The organism is Ideonella sp. A 288 (assembly GCF_002198735.1).
Classification (GTDB): domain Bacteria; phylum Pseudomonadota; class Gammaproteobacteria; order Burkholderiales; family Burkholderiaceae_C; genus Pseudaquabacterium.
In genome coordinates this window covers 1-15,102 of record NZ_MWLO01000066.1, presented here as the reverse complement: position 1 = coordinate 15,102, position 15,102 = coordinate 1, and the positions used below count along the sequence as shown (strand labels likewise).

12 protein-coding genes are annotated in these 15,102 nt (G+C 69.5%); 4 read left to right on the top strand and 8 right to left on the bottom strand.

Going from position 1 to position 15,102, the window contains the following annotated elements; all coding sequences use genetic code 11:
- The 4 genes from EOINJALH_RS04535 to EOINJALH_RS32110 are packed head-to-tail and all read right to left on the bottom strand — an operon-like array spanning window position 1 to window position 5,959.
- Window positions 1-1,113, bottom strand: coding sequence for an aminotransferase class I/II-fold pyridoxal phosphate-dependent enzyme (locus tag EOINJALH_RS04535; protein WP_088279129.1), 1,113 nt, complete (start codon window positions 1,111-1,113; stop codon window positions 1-3).
- Window positions 1,114-1,125: 12 nt separating this feature from the next.
- Window positions 1,126-3,252: an 8-amino-7-oxononanoate synthase gene (locus EOINJALH_RS04530; protein ID WP_088279128.1), complete on the bottom strand. Its 2,127-nt coding sequence runs from the start codon at window positions 3,250-3,252 to the stop codon at window positions 1,126-1,128.
- A gap of 11 nt (window positions 3,253-3,263) precedes the next feature.
- Window positions 3,264-4,568 (bottom strand): hypothetical protein, encoded by a 1,305-nt coding sequence (locus EOINJALH_RS04525; RefSeq protein ID WP_088279127.1) that lies wholly within the window; start codon window positions 4,566-4,568, stop codon window positions 3,264-3,266.
- Window positions 4,569-4,615: 47 nt separating this feature from the next.
- Entirely contained in the window at window positions 4,616-5,959 is a 1,344-nt protein-coding gene (locus tag EOINJALH_RS32110) for a hypothetical protein (protein WP_199873145.1), read from the bottom strand.
- Between the two features lie 228 nt (window positions 5,960-6,187).
- Here EOINJALH_RS32110 and EOINJALH_RS04515 point away from each other — a divergent pair, with 228 nt between their 5' ends.
- Window positions 6,188-7,027 carry an NUDIX domain-containing protein gene (locus EOINJALH_RS04515; protein WP_088279126.1) on the top strand — a complete coding sequence of 280 codons (840 nt, stop codon included), beginning with the start codon at window positions 6,188-6,190 and terminating at the stop codon, window positions 7,025-7,027.
- Window positions 7,028-7,527: 500 nt separating this feature from the next.
- Window positions 7,528-8,037: a hypothetical protein gene (locus tag EOINJALH_RS04510; protein ID WP_144289865.1), complete on the top strand. Its 510-nt coding sequence runs from the start codon at window positions 7,528-7,530 to the stop codon at window positions 8,035-8,037.
- A gap of 267 nt (window positions 8,038-8,304) precedes the next feature.
- On the opposite strand, the gene EOINJALH_RS04505 is transcribed toward EOINJALH_RS04510, so the two are convergent.
- The gene (locus EOINJALH_RS04505) at window positions 8,305-9,399 is read right to left on the bottom strand and encodes an IS5 family transposase (RefSeq protein WP_088279124.1); all 1,095 of its coding nucleotides are present in this window, start codon (window positions 9,397-9,399) and stop codon (window positions 8,305-8,307) included.
- Between the two features lie 218 nt (window positions 9,400-9,617).
- On the opposite strand from EOINJALH_RS04505, the gene EOINJALH_RS31045 reads away from it, so the two are divergent.
- Both EOINJALH_RS31045 and EOINJALH_RS31040 read left to right on the top strand, forming a co-directional pair.
- Entirely contained in the window at window positions 9,618-10,241 is a 624-nt protein-coding gene (locus EOINJALH_RS31045; RefSeq protein WP_144289864.1) for a DUF5343 domain-containing protein, read from the top strand.
- Window positions 10,238-10,801 (top strand): Swt1 family HEPN domain-containing protein, encoded by a 564-nt coding sequence (locus EOINJALH_RS31040; protein WP_144289863.1) that lies wholly within the window; start codon window positions 10,238-10,240, stop codon window positions 10,799-10,801. The genes EOINJALH_RS31045 and EOINJALH_RS31040 overlap by 4 nt, the downstream gene beginning before the upstream one ends.
- Window positions 10,802-11,558: 757 nt before the next feature.
- On the opposite strand, the gene EOINJALH_RS33280 is transcribed toward EOINJALH_RS31040, so the two are convergent.
- The 3 genes from EOINJALH_RS33280 to EOINJALH_RS04490 form a co-directional block, all read right to left on the bottom strand.
- Window positions 11,559-13,109, bottom strand: a complete 1,551-nt coding sequence (locus EOINJALH_RS33280) for a methyl-accepting chemotaxis protein (protein ID WP_088279123.1) — start codon at window positions 13,107-13,109, stop codon at window positions 11,559-11,561.
- Between the two features lie 49 nt (window positions 13,110-13,158).
- Complete coding sequence (locus EOINJALH_RS04495; protein WP_088279122.1) at window positions 13,159-13,569, bottom strand: hypothetical protein; 411 nt, start codon at window positions 13,567-13,569, stop codon at window positions 13,159-13,161.
- Window positions 13,570-13,777: 208 nt separating this feature from the next.
- The coding region (locus tag EOINJALH_RS04490; RefSeq protein WP_199873144.1) for an MATE family efflux transporter at window positions 13,778-15,102 on the bottom strand (1,325 nt) is incomplete at its 5' end.

The following is a 15,102-nucleotide window of genomic DNA, read 5'->3' as shown; positions in this document are numbered from 1 at the left end:
TCATCTCCTGGTTGGGGTGAGGGAACAGGCCGCGTCGGCATGCGGCCGCGCGGTCACGGTGCGGGCCAGGACGGCCAGCGCCTGGTCGATGTCGGTGGGGCCGTGCCGGGCCGTGACGATCAGGCTGATGCGGCCGCCAGCGCCGCGGTCGCGGTGCGGCACGGTGGCCAGCCCGGCGCGCAGCAGCCGCGCGTGCAGCCGAGGCACGTCGGTGCCGGGCGGCAGCGCCAGCGTCTGCACCGGCAAGTCGGTGCCCGGGGCGGCCAGCCCCAGCCGGGCCAGGCCGGCGCGCAGCCGCTGCACGGCCTGCCACAGGCGCAGGCGCAAGGCATCGCCACAGCGCCGGTTGGTGGCCAGCGCCGCGCTGGCCGCCTGGATCACCGCCTGCGACGGCGGGCTCATGTGCTCGCGGCTGGCGCTGTCGGCCTCGAAGCGCTGCACCACTGCGCGCGGCCCGGCCAGCAGCGCCACCGGCACGCCGAAGCCCTTGGCCAGCGACGCGCCCAGCAGCACCGGCGCGCCGCCCAGGCCCCAGCGGGCGAGCGAGCCACCGCCGCCGCGGCCGTAGGGCGCCGCCGGGCCGGCGTCGGCACCCAGCACGCCCAGGCCCTGCGTGTCGTCCAGCAGCAGCCAGCCGCCATGGCGCCGGGCCAGCGCGGCGTAGTCGGCCAGCGGCGGCTGGCTGCGGCCACCGGGGTTCAGCGCGTCGCTCAGCACCACCGGGCGGCGCCAGGGCCGGACGCGCCTTTGGCGTGTCAGCAATGCGGCCAGCGACGACGCATCGTGCGGCCCGAAGCGCTGCAGCGGCACGCCCCGGCCGGCCCAGTGCTCGGCGCCCCAGCGGGCGATCGGGTAGGTGGCGGCGTCCATGAAGATCTCGATCGGTTCGTGCCGGCTCAGCACGCCGAGCAGGTCCCAGAACAGGTGGAAGGTCGACGGCAGCAGCGTGCCGGCCTCGGAGCCGGCCAGCGCCGCCAGGCCCTGGGCGACAGCGGCGGCGCCGGGCGGCTCGGCCAGGGCGGCCGGCCGACCCGTGGTGAGCCGGCGCCAGGGCGGCAGCGCGTCGCTCGCATGGTGCATCCCCAGGTAGAGCGCGGACGTGAAGTCGGGCATGACGGCGCCACGTCACACGCTCCGTCGCTGGGCGGACAGGCGCCGCTGCAGCAGCACCGACGGCAGCGTCGCGTCGACGCCGGCGTCGATCCGTTCGGCGCTCAGCACCACGCCGGTGGCGGCGCGGTAGGCGTGCACGTAGCCCTGGATCTGCGGCCGCCAGAAGCGCGCGAAGTTGAAGGCCTGCGTGGGCTCGAACACCGTGCTCCACGCGCCGTAGCGGATGGCCAGCAGCAGCTGCTCGCCAAACACTGCCAGGTTGTGGAAGTGGATGACGCTGGTGTCGGTCCAGCGGAACAGCGTCTTCAGCGCATCGACGCGGTCCATCCACGGTTCGGGGTAGGCCACCATCGCCCGCGTCGGCAGAAACTCGCGGAACTCGGCCCGCGAGTACAGCCACTGCTGCATCAGCAACTCGGTGCGCGAGGTGGCCGGCAGGTCGGCGAACTGGCTGTGCGCGCCCTGCGACAGGATCAGGTGCACCTCCTTCAGCGCATTGAGCACGCCGAAGGCGTCGGCCTTCACGGTGGTGTCGTCGTCCTGCTTGTAGAACACCGTGCACAGCTGCAGCAGGTGGTGGAAGGCCTCGAGGAACTTCGAGCGCGAATCCGCCGGCAGAAAACCCTGCACCGCGCGGCCTTCGAGCCGCAGGCCGTAGTGGTGGTCGTACTCGGCGTTGCGCCGCGCGACCGTCAGGCGGTGCTGCTCGTCCTGGATGTAGCCCCACAGCAGCTGGCTCAGCGGCCGCAGCGGGTGCACCTCGAGGTTGGCCAGCGGGTCGGGCTGCACCGGGCCGCGCAGGTTCTGGAAGCGCCGCGTCACCGCGTTCATGCCCTGCACCTGCATGCCCTCCTCGTGCCAGTAAGACCAGATCAGCTCGAGCAGGCAGGGGTTGCGCAGCTTGGCCTCGATGAAGCCGTCGCACACGTCGACCTCGATCTGCCGGCCGCGCGCCGGCGCGACGATCGGCACGTCGGGCAGCTTGCGGCGCAGGATGGCCAGGTAGGGCAGCATCGGCACGTTGTCCACCCGCTCCAGGTAGGGGAAGGCGCCGGGCCGCGGCAGGTCGCGGCGGTCGAGGTAGCTCTCCAGGTCGGCCAGCACGGCGGGGTCGCCGCGCAGCGAGCCGTCGTCGGCGAAGACGCCGCAGTTGACCATCACGAAGGCCTCGGTGGCCGCTTTCATCACGCGGTAGGCATCGGTGTCGGTGAAGGGCAGGAAGCGCCGGCCCAGAAGGCTGCCGAAGGCCGCACGCTCGTCGCTGCGCGAGTGGCCGTCGGCCTTGCCGCAGAACAGCGACTCCATGAAGTTGGCGTAGTGGGTGAACGACAGCGACTCGGTGCTGGCGCGGATGGCCATCCACAGCTTCAGGTCGGCCGTGGGCTCGGTCTGGCTTCGGTCGAGCGCGATGTTCAGGTTGCCGGTCACCGGCGTGGGCACGGGCTCGTCGGCGGTGGTGGCCAGCGCCGAGGCCAGGTTGTACTCGGCGCGCAGGTCGCCGGTCAGCGCGCCGGTGGGGGCACTGGCGGCGACGCCGGGCGGCGTGCGCAGGGTGTCGAAGCGCAGCGACGCCTGCATGGCCTGCGGTCCGGCCACGGTGATGCGCTTGGTGAAGGCGAACTTGTCGTCGTCGTCGCGCACCGCGCCGGGCGGCAGCACCAGTTCGACACGGTCCTTCAACTCGATGCCGCGGTGGCCGTCGAACTCGATCCAGGTGTGCACCGTGTCGCCGGTGCGCGGCCGCAGGCAGGCGCTGGTGCGGCAGTCGGGGCCGATGATCTCGCTGCGCCGGCCCACCGCCAGGATGGGCCTCAGGCACACCGACTCATTGCAGCCGGGGCCCACCTCGACGGGGTGCGGCGAGGTCAAGGGGTGGTGCTCGTAGAACACCACGTAGTGGTCGGGCGCCAGGTCGTCGAAGGCCACCTGGCCGCGTGCGTCGGTGCGCGCGGTGGCCACCCACAGCGTGTCGTCGGTCTTCCAGGCCTTGGCGTCGAACTTGGCCGTGGCCGCGTCGGGCCGCCGGTACAGGCTGACGAAGGCGCCGCCCAGCGGTCCGCCGAGGCCGCCCGCGTCGATCACCGACACGGTGACCGAGCCGGGGCGGGGGGTGCTTTGAACAGGGTTCTTGCTTGCCATGAGGTTCTCCTTCAGTGGACTGTCGATCGGGATTCAGGCCTGTTGGCGTGCGCGCAGCGCGCCGCGCCGGCCAGGGTGCTGGCCAGGGCCCAGTGGGTGAGCAGCTTGGCCATCAGCGTGCTTTCGTCCTCCGGGCTCAACTGGCCGTCGGCGCGGGCCTGGCCCAGCACCGCGAAGACCAGCGATGGCGCGGCCTCGTACATCACCTGCGGCGCGGCCGACCAGCCGCGGAACAGCCGCGCCAGGCGCGCCGGCTGGCGGTCGGCGGTGGCCAGCACCTCGGCCAGGCTGTGCCCGCGCAGCCGGCGCGGCCGGTGCGCCGCCACCAAGGCCACGAAAGCCGGCATGGTGGCGCGCAGGCTGTCGAACAGCGCCAGGCGCGGCGCGTCCAGCCCGCGCGGCGGATAGAAATCCGACCACAGCGCCGAGAAGCGGGCCCATTGCGGGTGTGGGTACAGCGCCTGGCCGATGGCGCAGCTGAGCAGCACGCGGATCCACGGCGCGGGGTGCGGGTCGTCCACATCCACGCGAAAGACGAAGGCGCGCGGCAGGCTCACCACCGCCATCAGCCCCTGCGTGGAGGCGATGCCCACGCGGGCGACGGCCCAGAAGTCGGCCACGATCTCCGAGATCCAGCGCTCCCACAGGCGCCACGCGGCCTGGTCGGGGCCGCCGCGGGCCTGCAGCGCCTGCAGCACGGGCCGCAGCGAGGCCACCAGGTCCAGCAGCGCGGCGCCCTGGTGGCCCACCTCGTGCACCAGCGACGAGGCGATGCCCGCGCCCACCATGCGCTCGCGCGGCACGCGGATCACCGCCACCGGGTTGTCGCCGCCGCCGGGCAGCCGCGTGCGGGCGCGCCGGATGGCGGCGCCGGCGCCGCGGTCCAGGTAGCAGACGATCGGCGGCACCTCGTAGAAGCCGCCCGGCAGCGCCAGTGCATCGGCGGCCACCACGTCCAGGCCCGACAGCCACACGCCCGATTCGTGCTCGCTGCGCTGCGTGATGACGTCGCTGAACAGGTCGAACTGGGTGAGTGCGGCATTGAACTGCAGCCGCAGCAGCGTGAAGCGGCGCTGCGCCTGCTCGGCGCTGGCGGCCGGCCCGTGGCAATGCAGCCAGCCGATGAAGGCCCGCACCGCCCGGTCGAGGTCTCGGCGGCCGACGGCCAGGTGGCGCTCGATGGCCACCTGCGCCGGCGGCAGCAGGTTGGCCGCGGGCGGCATGGCCTCGACCAGCGCGAAGGGCTTGACGCGCGCCAGCCGCGTGAGCAGCGCGCGCGCTTCCTGCCCCAGCATCCAGGCGGCAAACGGTGTCATCGGACGCTCATTGATGGTGTCAGACGTCGACGCGCAAAGCCGGCCGATCAGGCGCCGTACAGCACGATGGTGTTGCCGCGGCGGGCCCAACGGCCGCCTTGGCCAGCCTGGCCGCGGCCGCCCGCGCCGCCCTGGCCCAGCGCCGAGCCGGCGGACTTCAGCAGCCCCGGCGCCAGCTGGCGCGCGGCGCTGACGGCGGCGGCCTGGGCCACAGCGCGCGGGTCGGCCGACGGCGCGGCCGACGCGGCCTTGGCCACGGTGTCGGCGGCCAGCCGGACGAACTGCTTGGCGCCTTCGAATTCCTGGTCTTCCTGCGACATGGCCTCGGCTTCGAGGCCCAGCGCACCGCCCGCGGCCGAGGCCAGGCCGCTGCCGATCTTGGCGCCCAGCGGGCCGCCGACCATGCCGCCCAGCGCGCCGCCGGCCAGCGGCAGCGCCTTCTTGGCCACGCCCTTGAGCACGCCGCCGACGGCCTGGCCGATCGGCGAGCGGATCAGCTTGCCGGCGCCGCGCGCCACCTTCTTGATCAGGCCGCCGAGGAACTGGTCGAGTTCGTCCTCGCTGGCCACGCCCAGCAGTTCGCTGGCCAGTTCGAATTCGTCGGCCTCGCTCAGCAGCGCGCCGCCCTCCTGGCCCCATTCGCCTTCGGCGTATTCGTACTGCTCGGCCTCGAAACCCGGCACTTCCGAGCCGAATTCCATCTGGGTGCGATCGATGTCGTGCATGACAAGCTCCTTGCTTGGGTGGAACGGTTCCGGCGCGCCATCGCGGCCGGGTGGGGAATCGAAGGCGGTGCGGGGGCCACCCCGGCGGCCCTCCGCCAAATCGGCCGTACGGGCCGTGTGCACCGTGTGGGCCGTGCCGCCCAGCCAGGGCAGCAGGCCGGGGGCCAGGCGCCGTGAGGCCGCGGTGGCGGCGCGCCAGGCACGGTCGTGGGCCGTGGTGCCCAAGGGCAGCCGCGCCGCCTGCTGCGCCGCAGCCCGGGCATAGCGAACGAACTGACGGGCCAGTTCGAAGGCCTGGTCCTCGGGGCTCAGGCCTTCGAGCTCGAGCCCGAACACCCGGCCCGCCAAGGCCGGCGTGGCCTGGCCGTGCGCCGCACCGGCCGGGCCGGCCAGCAGGCGGCGGGCCACCGGCGCCAGCAGCCGCCCCAGGGCCCGAGACGCCGGCTGGGCGATGCCCGGGCGGGTGCGGTCGATCAGCTGCACCAGCCAGGCCTCGGCCTGGCCGGTGTCGAGCACGTCCAGCAGTTCAGCGGCCAGGCCCAGCGGCACCTGCGGGCTCGTCGCGGCACCTGTCGTTGCGCCTGTCGCCGTCCCCACGCCATCGCTCGCAGGGCCGGCGAAGGCGGCGATCTGTGGCTGGTGGTCGACGAGGCGGCGGTGGTGCATGCGAGGCTCCGGGCGGCAGGCCCGGGAACCCCGGCGGGGTGGCCTGCACAGTCGGTGCATTGCAGGGGCCGTGCCATGTCCGCAGACCCTGAAAAGCGGCCTTTCGGCGGGGTGTCGGCGAACTGCGTTTCGTTTTCGGGGGCCAGGCCGGCCTGGGTGGCGAAGCCGATTTCGCCGACGCCGGCCGACGCGCTACGCTGGGGGCCCGAACGACAGCCCCAGGCCGCCATGACCTCCCAAGAAGCACCCCCCAAGCGCCAGGCGCCCCTGGCCGTGGCCGCCGTCACGCCTCGGCCGGCCGCCACCACGCTGATCCTGCGCGACGGCGCGCCGGGCCTGGAGGTGCTGATGGTTCGTCGCTCGCTGCAGGCGAGCTTCATGCCGGGGGCCTATGTCTTTCCCGGTGGCGCGGTGGACGCGGTCGATGGCTCGCCGGTGCATGCCGCCGCCTGCGACGAGCCGGCCGAGGCGCTGCGGCGCCGCATCGGCGAGGTCACCCAGGTCGGCGAGCAGGCCCTGGCCTACGCCGTGGCAGCGCTGCGCGAGTGCTTCGAGGAATGCGGCCTGTGGCTGGGCGCGCCCGAGCACCACCTGCCGGCCGATGGCGACTGGGCGCCGCTGCGGGCCCGCCTGCACGCCGGCGAGTCGCTGGCCGCGCTGGCCGGCTCGGCCGGTCTGCCCCTGGCCACCAGCGCCTTGCAGCCGTGGAGCCACTGGGTCACGCCCATCGGGCTGCCCAAGCGCTTCGACACGCTGTTCTTCGTGGTGCTCGCCCCCGCGGGCCAGGTGCCCGAGGTGGATGCCGGCGAGACCACCACGCTGGCCTGGGTGCACCCGCCGGCGGCGCTGGCCGCGCACGGGCGCGGCGACTTTCCGATGGAGTTCGCCACCGTGCGCACGGTGGACTCGTTGCAGCCCTTCGCCAACGCGGGCGTGCAGGCTCTGTTGTCGCATGCGGCCGCGCAGCGGGCGTTGCCGCCCCTGCACCCGCGCCTGAGGCTGGATGCCGATGGCCGCATCCGCGGCGTGCTGCTGCCGGGGCAACCGGGCTACGACGAGGCCGCGTGAGCGTGGCGGGCCGGTGCTTGGCCTCGGTCGACACGCCCCATCCACACCTCCCGCGGATTCGCGGTCTGCAAGGCCCTTGGCGTGTGTGCATCGTTCGCATCGGCATGGCCGCCGACCACGCAACGCGTCATGGCAGTGGGCCTGCCCTTTGCGTGAGGTGCCATGAAGGTGTCGAACCCGCACGCAAGCCTGATCGAGCAGGTGAACGGGTGCCGAAGGCAGGGAAAGGTGTGGGTAGGGCGTGGTCAACCGTCGCTGTGATCGTTCTCAGCACAACGTTCCGACCGCAAATGCGCAAGAGCCGACGGGCCGGCCGACGCCGCCGACCCCCCGGCGCCATGCAGGCGCATCCGGATACGCCAGTGTTTGGCGTGTCGACAACAGGTAGTCCCCACGGAAGCACGCTATGGCTCCTCCGGGAATCACCCGCGAGACCGTACACCCTGACGCGACGCAACTGGTAACATGTGCATATCGTCGTTCCTGGGGAGGAGTGCCGGATGCTGGAGAGTTTACTCATCGGTGTAGTAGGAAGCGTCATAGCCTCTATGATCTTCCTGTGGGCTCTCTACAGTCTGCGGCCAAAGATTGAGTTCTCGCAGTTCATCGCGGACCAAAGCAAGAACGGCGATCACATCTTCGCCTTCAAGATCATCAACAAGAGCAGGTGGGCGCTTACCCATCTAGAGTTCGAACTAACGTTGATCACCCCGAAGTCCGTTCACGGGGGGGTGGTCTTGACGAATGACCTTCTGCCCCTCATAAAGAGCAAGGTGTTTGAAGTCGGCAAGTTCGACAAGAAGGACAAAGAGGCACAGTATGCCGTGCGTATCGGGGCGCCGGTTGATCTGCGGGCGAAGTGTGTGACAGAGGGACAGTTCCTCTACCTCACAGTGAGCGCGCAGCACTCGCTTAGTGGCTTCCGTAAGGTGTTCACGAAGCACTACCACCCCGAGTCTGATGTGAAGAAAGGCAAACATGAGTATGGACTGGGATTGGACGTCCGATAACAGGACGGGTTCGAGTAACTAGCCTAGGCAACTGCGGTTGGATCCCTCCAGCCACTCAACAAAGGGCCCCCTAGTGGGGCCCTTGCTATTCCGGTCGCTAAATGTGGCCAACAGGCAGTTGAAGAACTGCACATGACCATGCACCTTCCCTCCGTCTTGCAGCGGCCCGAGGTCATCCAGTGCCGCCAACTCGGCGATCTCGACCACTTCGGGTTTGCCGATCGCGATTCGAGGGGTTCGAGGTGGTCATTTGGACGCTTCTTTCGCTCATTGGGCGCATCGCGGGCGCAAGTTGGCCAAGCTGCGCAGTCGCGTGAGGTTGTAGGCCGCCATGGTGAGGGTCAGAACCTGATCGACCTTATCCAGTCCTCGCACCATCACCTGCCGGATCGGACCGATGACCTTTCCCCAGCCGAAGCACTGCTCGATGCGTTTGCGCCGACGCTGGCTGACCTCGTATCCCGGATGACGCGTGGTGCGCTCGTCGATCGCGCTGCCGCCGCGACGGTTGGTGTTCTGTGCGACGTGCGGGGTGACGTTGAGGTCGCGGCACGCCTTGACGAAGCTCTTGGTGTCGTAGGCCTTGTCGGCCCCGACGGTGACGCGCTTGCCGGGCTTGGCCACGTCGGCCAGCATCTGCGCGGCCACCTCCCGCTCGGACGTGCCGTCCGCGGTGCTGGCCTTCACGTTGACGACCAGGCCGTGCCGGTTGTCGGTGAGCACGTGGCCCTGGAAGCTTGGCAGCGCAGGGGCCACGTTGCTCTTGCGGTACAGCCGCGACTCGGGGTCGGTGGTGGACTCGTGGGTGTCGTTGCTGCGGGGCTCGCCACGCCAGTCCTCCGGCGGCTTGCCGTCGTCCGACCCGTCCTTGCGCCGCAGGCTCTTGTGGCCGGCCCAGGCTTGGATCAGCGTGCCGTCCACGCTGAAGTGCTCGCCCGACAGCAGCCCGCGCCGGTCGGCCATCTCCACGGTGGCGTTGAACAGGTCGGTGACCGCGTCGTGCTCGATCAGGCGGTCGCGGTTCTTGCTGAACACCGAGTGGTTCCACACGCTGTCCTCGATGGCCAGACCGACGAACCAGCGGAACAGCAGGTTGTACTGGATCTGCTCGACGAGTTGCCGTTCGCTGCGCACGCTGTAGAGCACCTGCAGCAGCATCGCCCGCATCAGCTTCCCAGGCGCGATGCTGGGGCGTCCGCCCTTGACGTCGGCCTCGTACATGGCCGAGAACTTGGCGTCCATTGTCGACAGCGCGTCGTTGACCCAGGTGCGGATCGGGCGCAACGGGTGGTTGGCCGGGACAAAGTCCTCCAGCCGCACCGTCGTGAACAGGCTCTCGTTGTAGCAGTCGGCTCCGCGCATCGGCAGCTCACTCCTCGACAGACTCGGACACGATCCTCGCTCAACACGCGGGCGCGGTCGATTGGTATTTCAACGGCCTGTTAGGCGTCTCAATCGCGCACTGCTGCCACTCATCCGAAGCTCGACTCGCGGCCTTCGGCTGCCTATGCGCTCACGTCCTTCGCCGTCCGTACCTCAAAGCAATAGACTAAGCATGACCGACACCAAGGGAGAAGAGATTGGCCGCAGACCTACCCTACCTTTCCAGCTACAAGAACGTAGGAGAACTGTTCCAGCGCATTGAAGCAGCGAAGCAGCCAGAGAACTTCACGCAGAAGTACCTCGCTGAGACCCTCGGCTTAAGCAGCAGCGGCGACCGCGAACTAATCTCTCTTCTCAAAGCGCTTGGCTTCCTGGATCAAGCCGGACGTCCGACCTCGGAATACGGGAGTCTGAAGAACGCCGCAGTCGCTCCTGGGGCAATCGCGGCTGCAGTCCAACGTGCCTACGAGGGGCTATACGCTGCCAATGAGAACGCCCACAGTCTCGCTTCGGCTGAGCTCAAGGGCTTGATTGCACAGGTCGCTGGCTCTGACTCCAGCATGACCAACAAGATTGCCGGTACTTTCACAGCTCTCTGTCGCGTCGCCGACTTCACCAAGAAGAGCAAATTAGACCCTTCTCCTAAGCCGGCTGACGCAGCGAGTGCGGAGGCCTCGCCCTTGCCCATTGAGAAGCCTTCACACTTTGGGGCCCTACGACCAGACTTCCACTACAACATCCAGGTTCATCTTCCGGCGAATGCCACGGAGGAGACCTACCTGAACATCTTCAACGCACTACGCAAGGCGTTTCGTCCGTGAACGAGCAACGCTTGGCGCTGTTCCTGATGCTAGGGCAGTCTGCCTCCAGGGAGATGAGAGCCGTTCCAGGACTAGTGCCACCCGAACCGCTCAAGATCGCCTCATCTCACGACCTGGCTGCGACGATGCCGGAGGAAGTGGGGCTCGCTATTGATGCAGCAGAGGCCTACAAGCTCTTCTTCGTTTTTGAGCGCTATCTTCGAGAGTTTGTCATCGGCGTGCTGTCTCAAGACGGGAAGGTAGATTGGTGGCCGAAGCTTCCACCTGATGTACAGACCGAGTTGACGAAGCTTGAAGAAACCGAGGACTCGAAGAGCTGGATGGCGCTTGGTTCCCGGGGGAAAGCCGCACTGATGACATACCCGCAACTGTTGCGGGTGATTGAACATTGCTGGAAAGATGACTTTGAGGATCTCGTCCGCGATCGCGCGCTAGTACAGCAGGCTCGGCTGATCGGACATCTTCGAAACACGATCTGCCACATGTATCCAATTCCGGAAGAGGAAATTGCACGCGTAAAGCAGACGATGCGTGACTGGTTCAGACGCATAGCGCCATGAGCGCTGTGGCAGAGACGCCTACCCGAACGCTCGGCGCACGTGTAATCTCCGACATGGGCTTCCCCTTTCCAAGTTCCAGATTGACAACCCGCACGTCAATCTTGGTGCCTCGACACCGTGACTGGATTGGGGAAGTGCCTTCGTATTCTGTCCAGCGGACTGCATTCGGCAGCCGCTGAACTCAAACGTTTGGCCTCACACTCAACTGCTCCAGCCATGCCGACATTCTTTGCACCACGCCAGTACGAGAATCCGCTTACGGAGCAAGGACGTGCGCGAACCATCGCGGCATTTCACCTTGCACAAGGGAATGTGGACCGACTGACAGAGGCCGAGATGAGACGAGACGTCCTGAGCAAACTGATGAGCCCTCGCGCAGTCGGGTACTGGCTCAATGACAAAGAGTGGTTACGTTCAAGCCGGAAGATTGGGCGCGTGGAGTTGCTCTGCCTCACGGACGATGGACTACGAACTTGTGCGAACAGCATCGCGGGAGGCAGTGAGGTGCCCACCACGCCAGAATTGGTTGCAAGTCGTCGCCAAGTCATGCTCACAGGAGGCAGTGGGCACGATGAAGTGAGCTTCGCGTCGCTGCCCGGTGAGGCCTTGTGTCTTCCAAAGGAAAACAGTTGAGTTCGATTTGGGAGTTCTTCTTGAACGTCGTGGTGGCGGTGACGTGCCTGGTTTCTTCGGACCAATGATTTCAAGGAAGATGGCTCCAGCCGCGAGGTAAGACCCCGGTCCGCCGAGCAGGGCTTCAGCCGGCGCCGAGCTTGAACACCGACACCGCGTGCACCAGGCGCTGGGCCTGCTGGTTGAGGCTTTCCGCGGCGGCGGCGGACTGTTCCACCAGGGCGGCGTTCTGCTGCGTCGACTGGTCCATGCGCGACACCGCCTCGCTCACCTGGGCCACGCCGTTGCTCTGGGCACCGGTGGCCGCGTTGATCTCGTTCATGATGTCCGAGACGCGGCTCACCGAGCTGACGATCTCGTGCATCGTTGCGCCGGCCTGGTCGACCAGCGTGCTGCCGCGCTCCACCTGCTCCACGCTGGCCGAGATCAGTTGCTTGATCTCGCGGGCCGCGTCGGCGCTGCGTTGGGCCAGGCCGCGCACTTCGCCGGCCACCACCGCGAATCCGCGGCCTTGCTCGCCGGCACGGGCGGCTTCCACCGCGGCGTTCAGCGCCAGGATGTTGGTCTGGAAGGCGATGCCGTCGATCACGCCGATGATGTCGGCGATCTTCTGCGAGCTGTGGTGGATGCCCTTCATCGTCTCGACCACCTGGCCGACGACCTCGCCGCCCTTGACGGCGACGGTGCTGGCGCCTAGCGCAAACTGGTTGGCCTGGCGGGCGTTGTCGGCGTTGTGGGTGACGGCGCTGCCCAGATCCGACATCGACGAGGCGGTCTGCTGCAGCGCCGAGGCCTGCAGTTCGGTGCGCTGCGACAGGTCGGCGTTGCCGGTGGCTATCTCCTGCGATCCGGTGGCGATGCCGTCGGCCGCGGTGCGCACCTGCTGCACCAGCGTCGACAGGCTGCCGCTCATGCGGTTCAGCGCGCGCAGCAACTGCGCCACCTCGTCGCGGCCGCGGGCGTCGGTTTCGGTGGTCAGGTCTCCGGCGGCCACGCGTTCGGCGATGTCCACCGCGTGGGCCAGCGGCCGGGTCAGGCCCAGCACCAGCCAGCCCCCGGTGGCGGCGGCCAGCAGCATGGTGACGAGCCCGGCGCCGATGGTTTTCCACTGTGACGAGCCGATCAGTTGTTCGTTGGCGGCTTCGGTGGCGTGCACCCGGGCCACCTGGCGCGCGTCGAGCTTGCCCAGGCCGGCCAGGAAGGGCGCCAGCATCGGGATCATCTCCTCGTCGGCCGCAAAGGTGGCCTCGGTCTGCTTGCCGCCCTGCACCATGTCGACGATGCGCTTGACGCCGGCCTGGTAGGTGGCGTGGCGCTTGCGGATGTCGACCACCAGCGCGGCGTCTTCGGCCGAGCCGGCCAGGGCCTTCTCCAGCGCGCCCAGGTTCGTCACGATGCGCTGGTCGCGGTCGCGCATCTCCTGCAGCAGCCGCTTTTGCTGCTCCTCGCTCGACGACACCAGGAACACCATGCCGGCGATCGCGTTGTCCTTGGCCAGCAGGTGCGTCTCGGAGGCCTGCGCCTGCAGGGCCACGCCGCGGCCCATCTCCACCGAGTTCTCGGCGGTGCGGGCCATCGTGAGCTGTACCGCGGCCACCAGCAGCATGATCATGACGATCACGGCGCCGAAGGCCAGGGCGACGCGAGGGCCGATGCGCAGGTCGAGGGGGTTCATGGCGTGTCTCCGAAGTGGGGATCGTGCGCGGGGCCGGGCCGGCGCCGGGTCAACCGCCCAGTTCGCCCACCAGTTGCTGGCACTTGGTGATGCGCTCCTTCTGCACGCCGCCGGCGATCTTGCGCGCCTCGTCGTCCTTGCCTGCCAGGATGGCCGGCACCAGGTCGACCTCGCGGGTCTTCTTGAAGGCGTTCCAGGTGTCCACCAGTTCCTTGAACTGCGCGTCCTTGCCAGCCGGCGCCTTCATCTTGGCAAGGTGGGCACTGACGGCGTCGGCGGTGTCCTTCACCACCTTCTGGTGGTCGGCGCCACGCTTGTCCTTGTTGGTGAGCATGGTCACCAGCGATTCGCGCGCGGCGCTCAGCTTGGGACGCAGGTCGGCGTAGTCATTGGCCAGCGCCAGCGGCGAGGAGGCCAGGGCGGCGAAGGCGACGACAGCGGTGGCAAACAGGTGTTTCATGGGCAGCTCCAGGGTCGTGGGTCGATCGGGGGTGCCCGGGCGGGCCGGCTCCGACGGGGTCGAGCTGGCGCACACAGGCCGCACGACAGCACTATCGGCCCCTGCCGCTGCGGTTGAAGCGTGGAATAACGCCCGTGCGGCAGTGCAATCGCGGCGGTGTGCCGTCGCGGAATGCGGGCGTGGCCGCGGGTGTCGTCTTGGGCGGTGTTCAGCGCCGGCCGTGCCACACGCCCGGTCGCACGCCGGCCGCCGCGGCCACGCCGTAGGCCGTGATGCCCAGCGCCACGCCGATGAAGTTGCCCTCGGCGCCCAGGCCCGCCACGTTGGCCAGCCACCAGCCGCCGCCCACCGCGATGGTCAGCCGAGACAGCCCCGCCACCACCGGCCAGCGCATGCGGCCCGCCCCCAGCGACGCAAAGTACATCGCCATGCCCAGGCCGAAGCCGCCGAAGGCCAGGCCGGTCCAGCGCAGCGCGCTGGCGGCGATGCCGGCGATCACCGGGTCGTGGGTGAACAGGCTGGCAAAGCCCAGCGCAAAGGCGGCCACAGTAAGCCCCAGGCCGCCGGTCAGCACGAAGGCGGCGCCGCCGCCCAGCCAGGCGATGCGCCGCGCGGTGGCCCAGTCGCCGGCGCCCACCAGCCGGCCCACCAGCGCCGTCAGCGCCGAGCCGATGCCGAAGGCCACCGGGATGACCAGAAACTCCAGCCGCGCCGCGATGCCGTAGGCCGCCACCGTGGCCGGCCCGTGGTGGCGCAGCTGCGCGGTGACCAGCACCGTGGTCATGTTGGCCACCAGCGCCAGCGCCGAGGCCAGCGCGCCGACGGCCAGGATGCGGGCGAACAGCGCCCGCGACGGCTGCAGCCGCCAGCGCGGCATGAAGCCGGCATCGCCCCGGCGCACCAGCCAGGCCATGGCCCCGGCGGCCGTCCAGGACGAGGCCGCGAAGGCGATGCCCACGCCGGTGAGCCCCAGGCCGGCTGGCTCGGCCAGCAGCCAGGCCAGCACCGGCAGCGCGCCCCAGCTGAGTGCCAGCACGCGGGCCGCCAGCGCATGGCGGCCGCCGCCGCGCAGCACCGACGCCAGCGTGTTGCCCCACCAGGCCGGCAGCGCGCCGGCACCGAACACCCAGGCCGCGTAGGGCGAGGCCAGGCGCGCCGATTCAGCCCCCGCCACGGCCTGCAGCAGGTGCGGCGCCGCGGCGGTGACACCGATGGCAAACACCGCACCGAAGCCGGTGGCGATGATCAGCGCGTGGGTGACCAGCGCCGCCGCCTCGTCGCGCCGCTGCCCGCCCAGCGCCCGCGCCACCGCCGACACCACGCCGCCGCCCATGGCGCCGGTGGACATCTGCTGCAGCAGCAGCCCGAAGGGCAGCATCACCGCCCAGCCCGCCAGCGCCGCCGTGCCCTGGCGTGCGGCCAGCCAGGTCTCGACCACCTGGGCCACCACCTGCAGCATCGACAGCGCGGTGGTGGGCGCGGCCAGCGCCAGGATCTGGCGCAGCAGCGCCGCGTTGGTGGGCGGTGGGGACG

Coding starts and splice junctions, on each gene's coding strand:
- EOINJALH_RS04535 (WP_088279129.1), bottom strand. CDS start 1,113: ATGCCCGACTTCACGTCCGCGCTCTACCTGGGGATGCACCATGCGAGC.
- EOINJALH_RS04530 (WP_088279128.1), bottom strand. CDS start 3,252: ATGGCAAGCAAGAACCCTGTTCAAAGCACCCCCCGCCCCGGCTCGGTC.
- EOINJALH_RS04525 (WP_088279127.1), bottom strand. CDS start 4,568: ATGACACCGTTTGCCGCCTGGATGCTGGGGCAGGAAGCGCGCGCGCTG.
- EOINJALH_RS32110 (WP_199873145.1), bottom strand. CDS start 5,959: ATGCACCACCGCCGCCTCGTCGACCACCAGCCACAGATCGCCGCCTTC.
- EOINJALH_RS04515 (WP_088279126.1), top strand. CDS start 6,188: ATGACCTCCCAAGAAGCACCCCCCAAGCGCCAGGCGCCCCTGGCCGTG.
- EOINJALH_RS04510 (WP_144289865.1), top strand. CDS start 7,528: ATGCTGGAGAGTTTACTCATCGGTGTAGTAGGAAGCGTCATAGCCTCT.
- EOINJALH_RS04505 (WP_088279124.1), bottom strand. CDS start 9,399: ATGCGCGGAGCCGACTGCTACAACGAGAGCCTGTTCACGACGGTGCGG.
- EOINJALH_RS33280 (WP_088279123.1), bottom strand. CDS start 13,109: ATGAACCCCCTCGACCTGCGCATCGGCCCTCGCGTCGCCCTGGCCTTC.
- EOINJALH_RS04495 (WP_088279122.1), bottom strand. CDS start 13,569: ATGAAACACCTGTTTGCCACCGCTGTCGTCGCCTTCGCCGCCCTGGCC.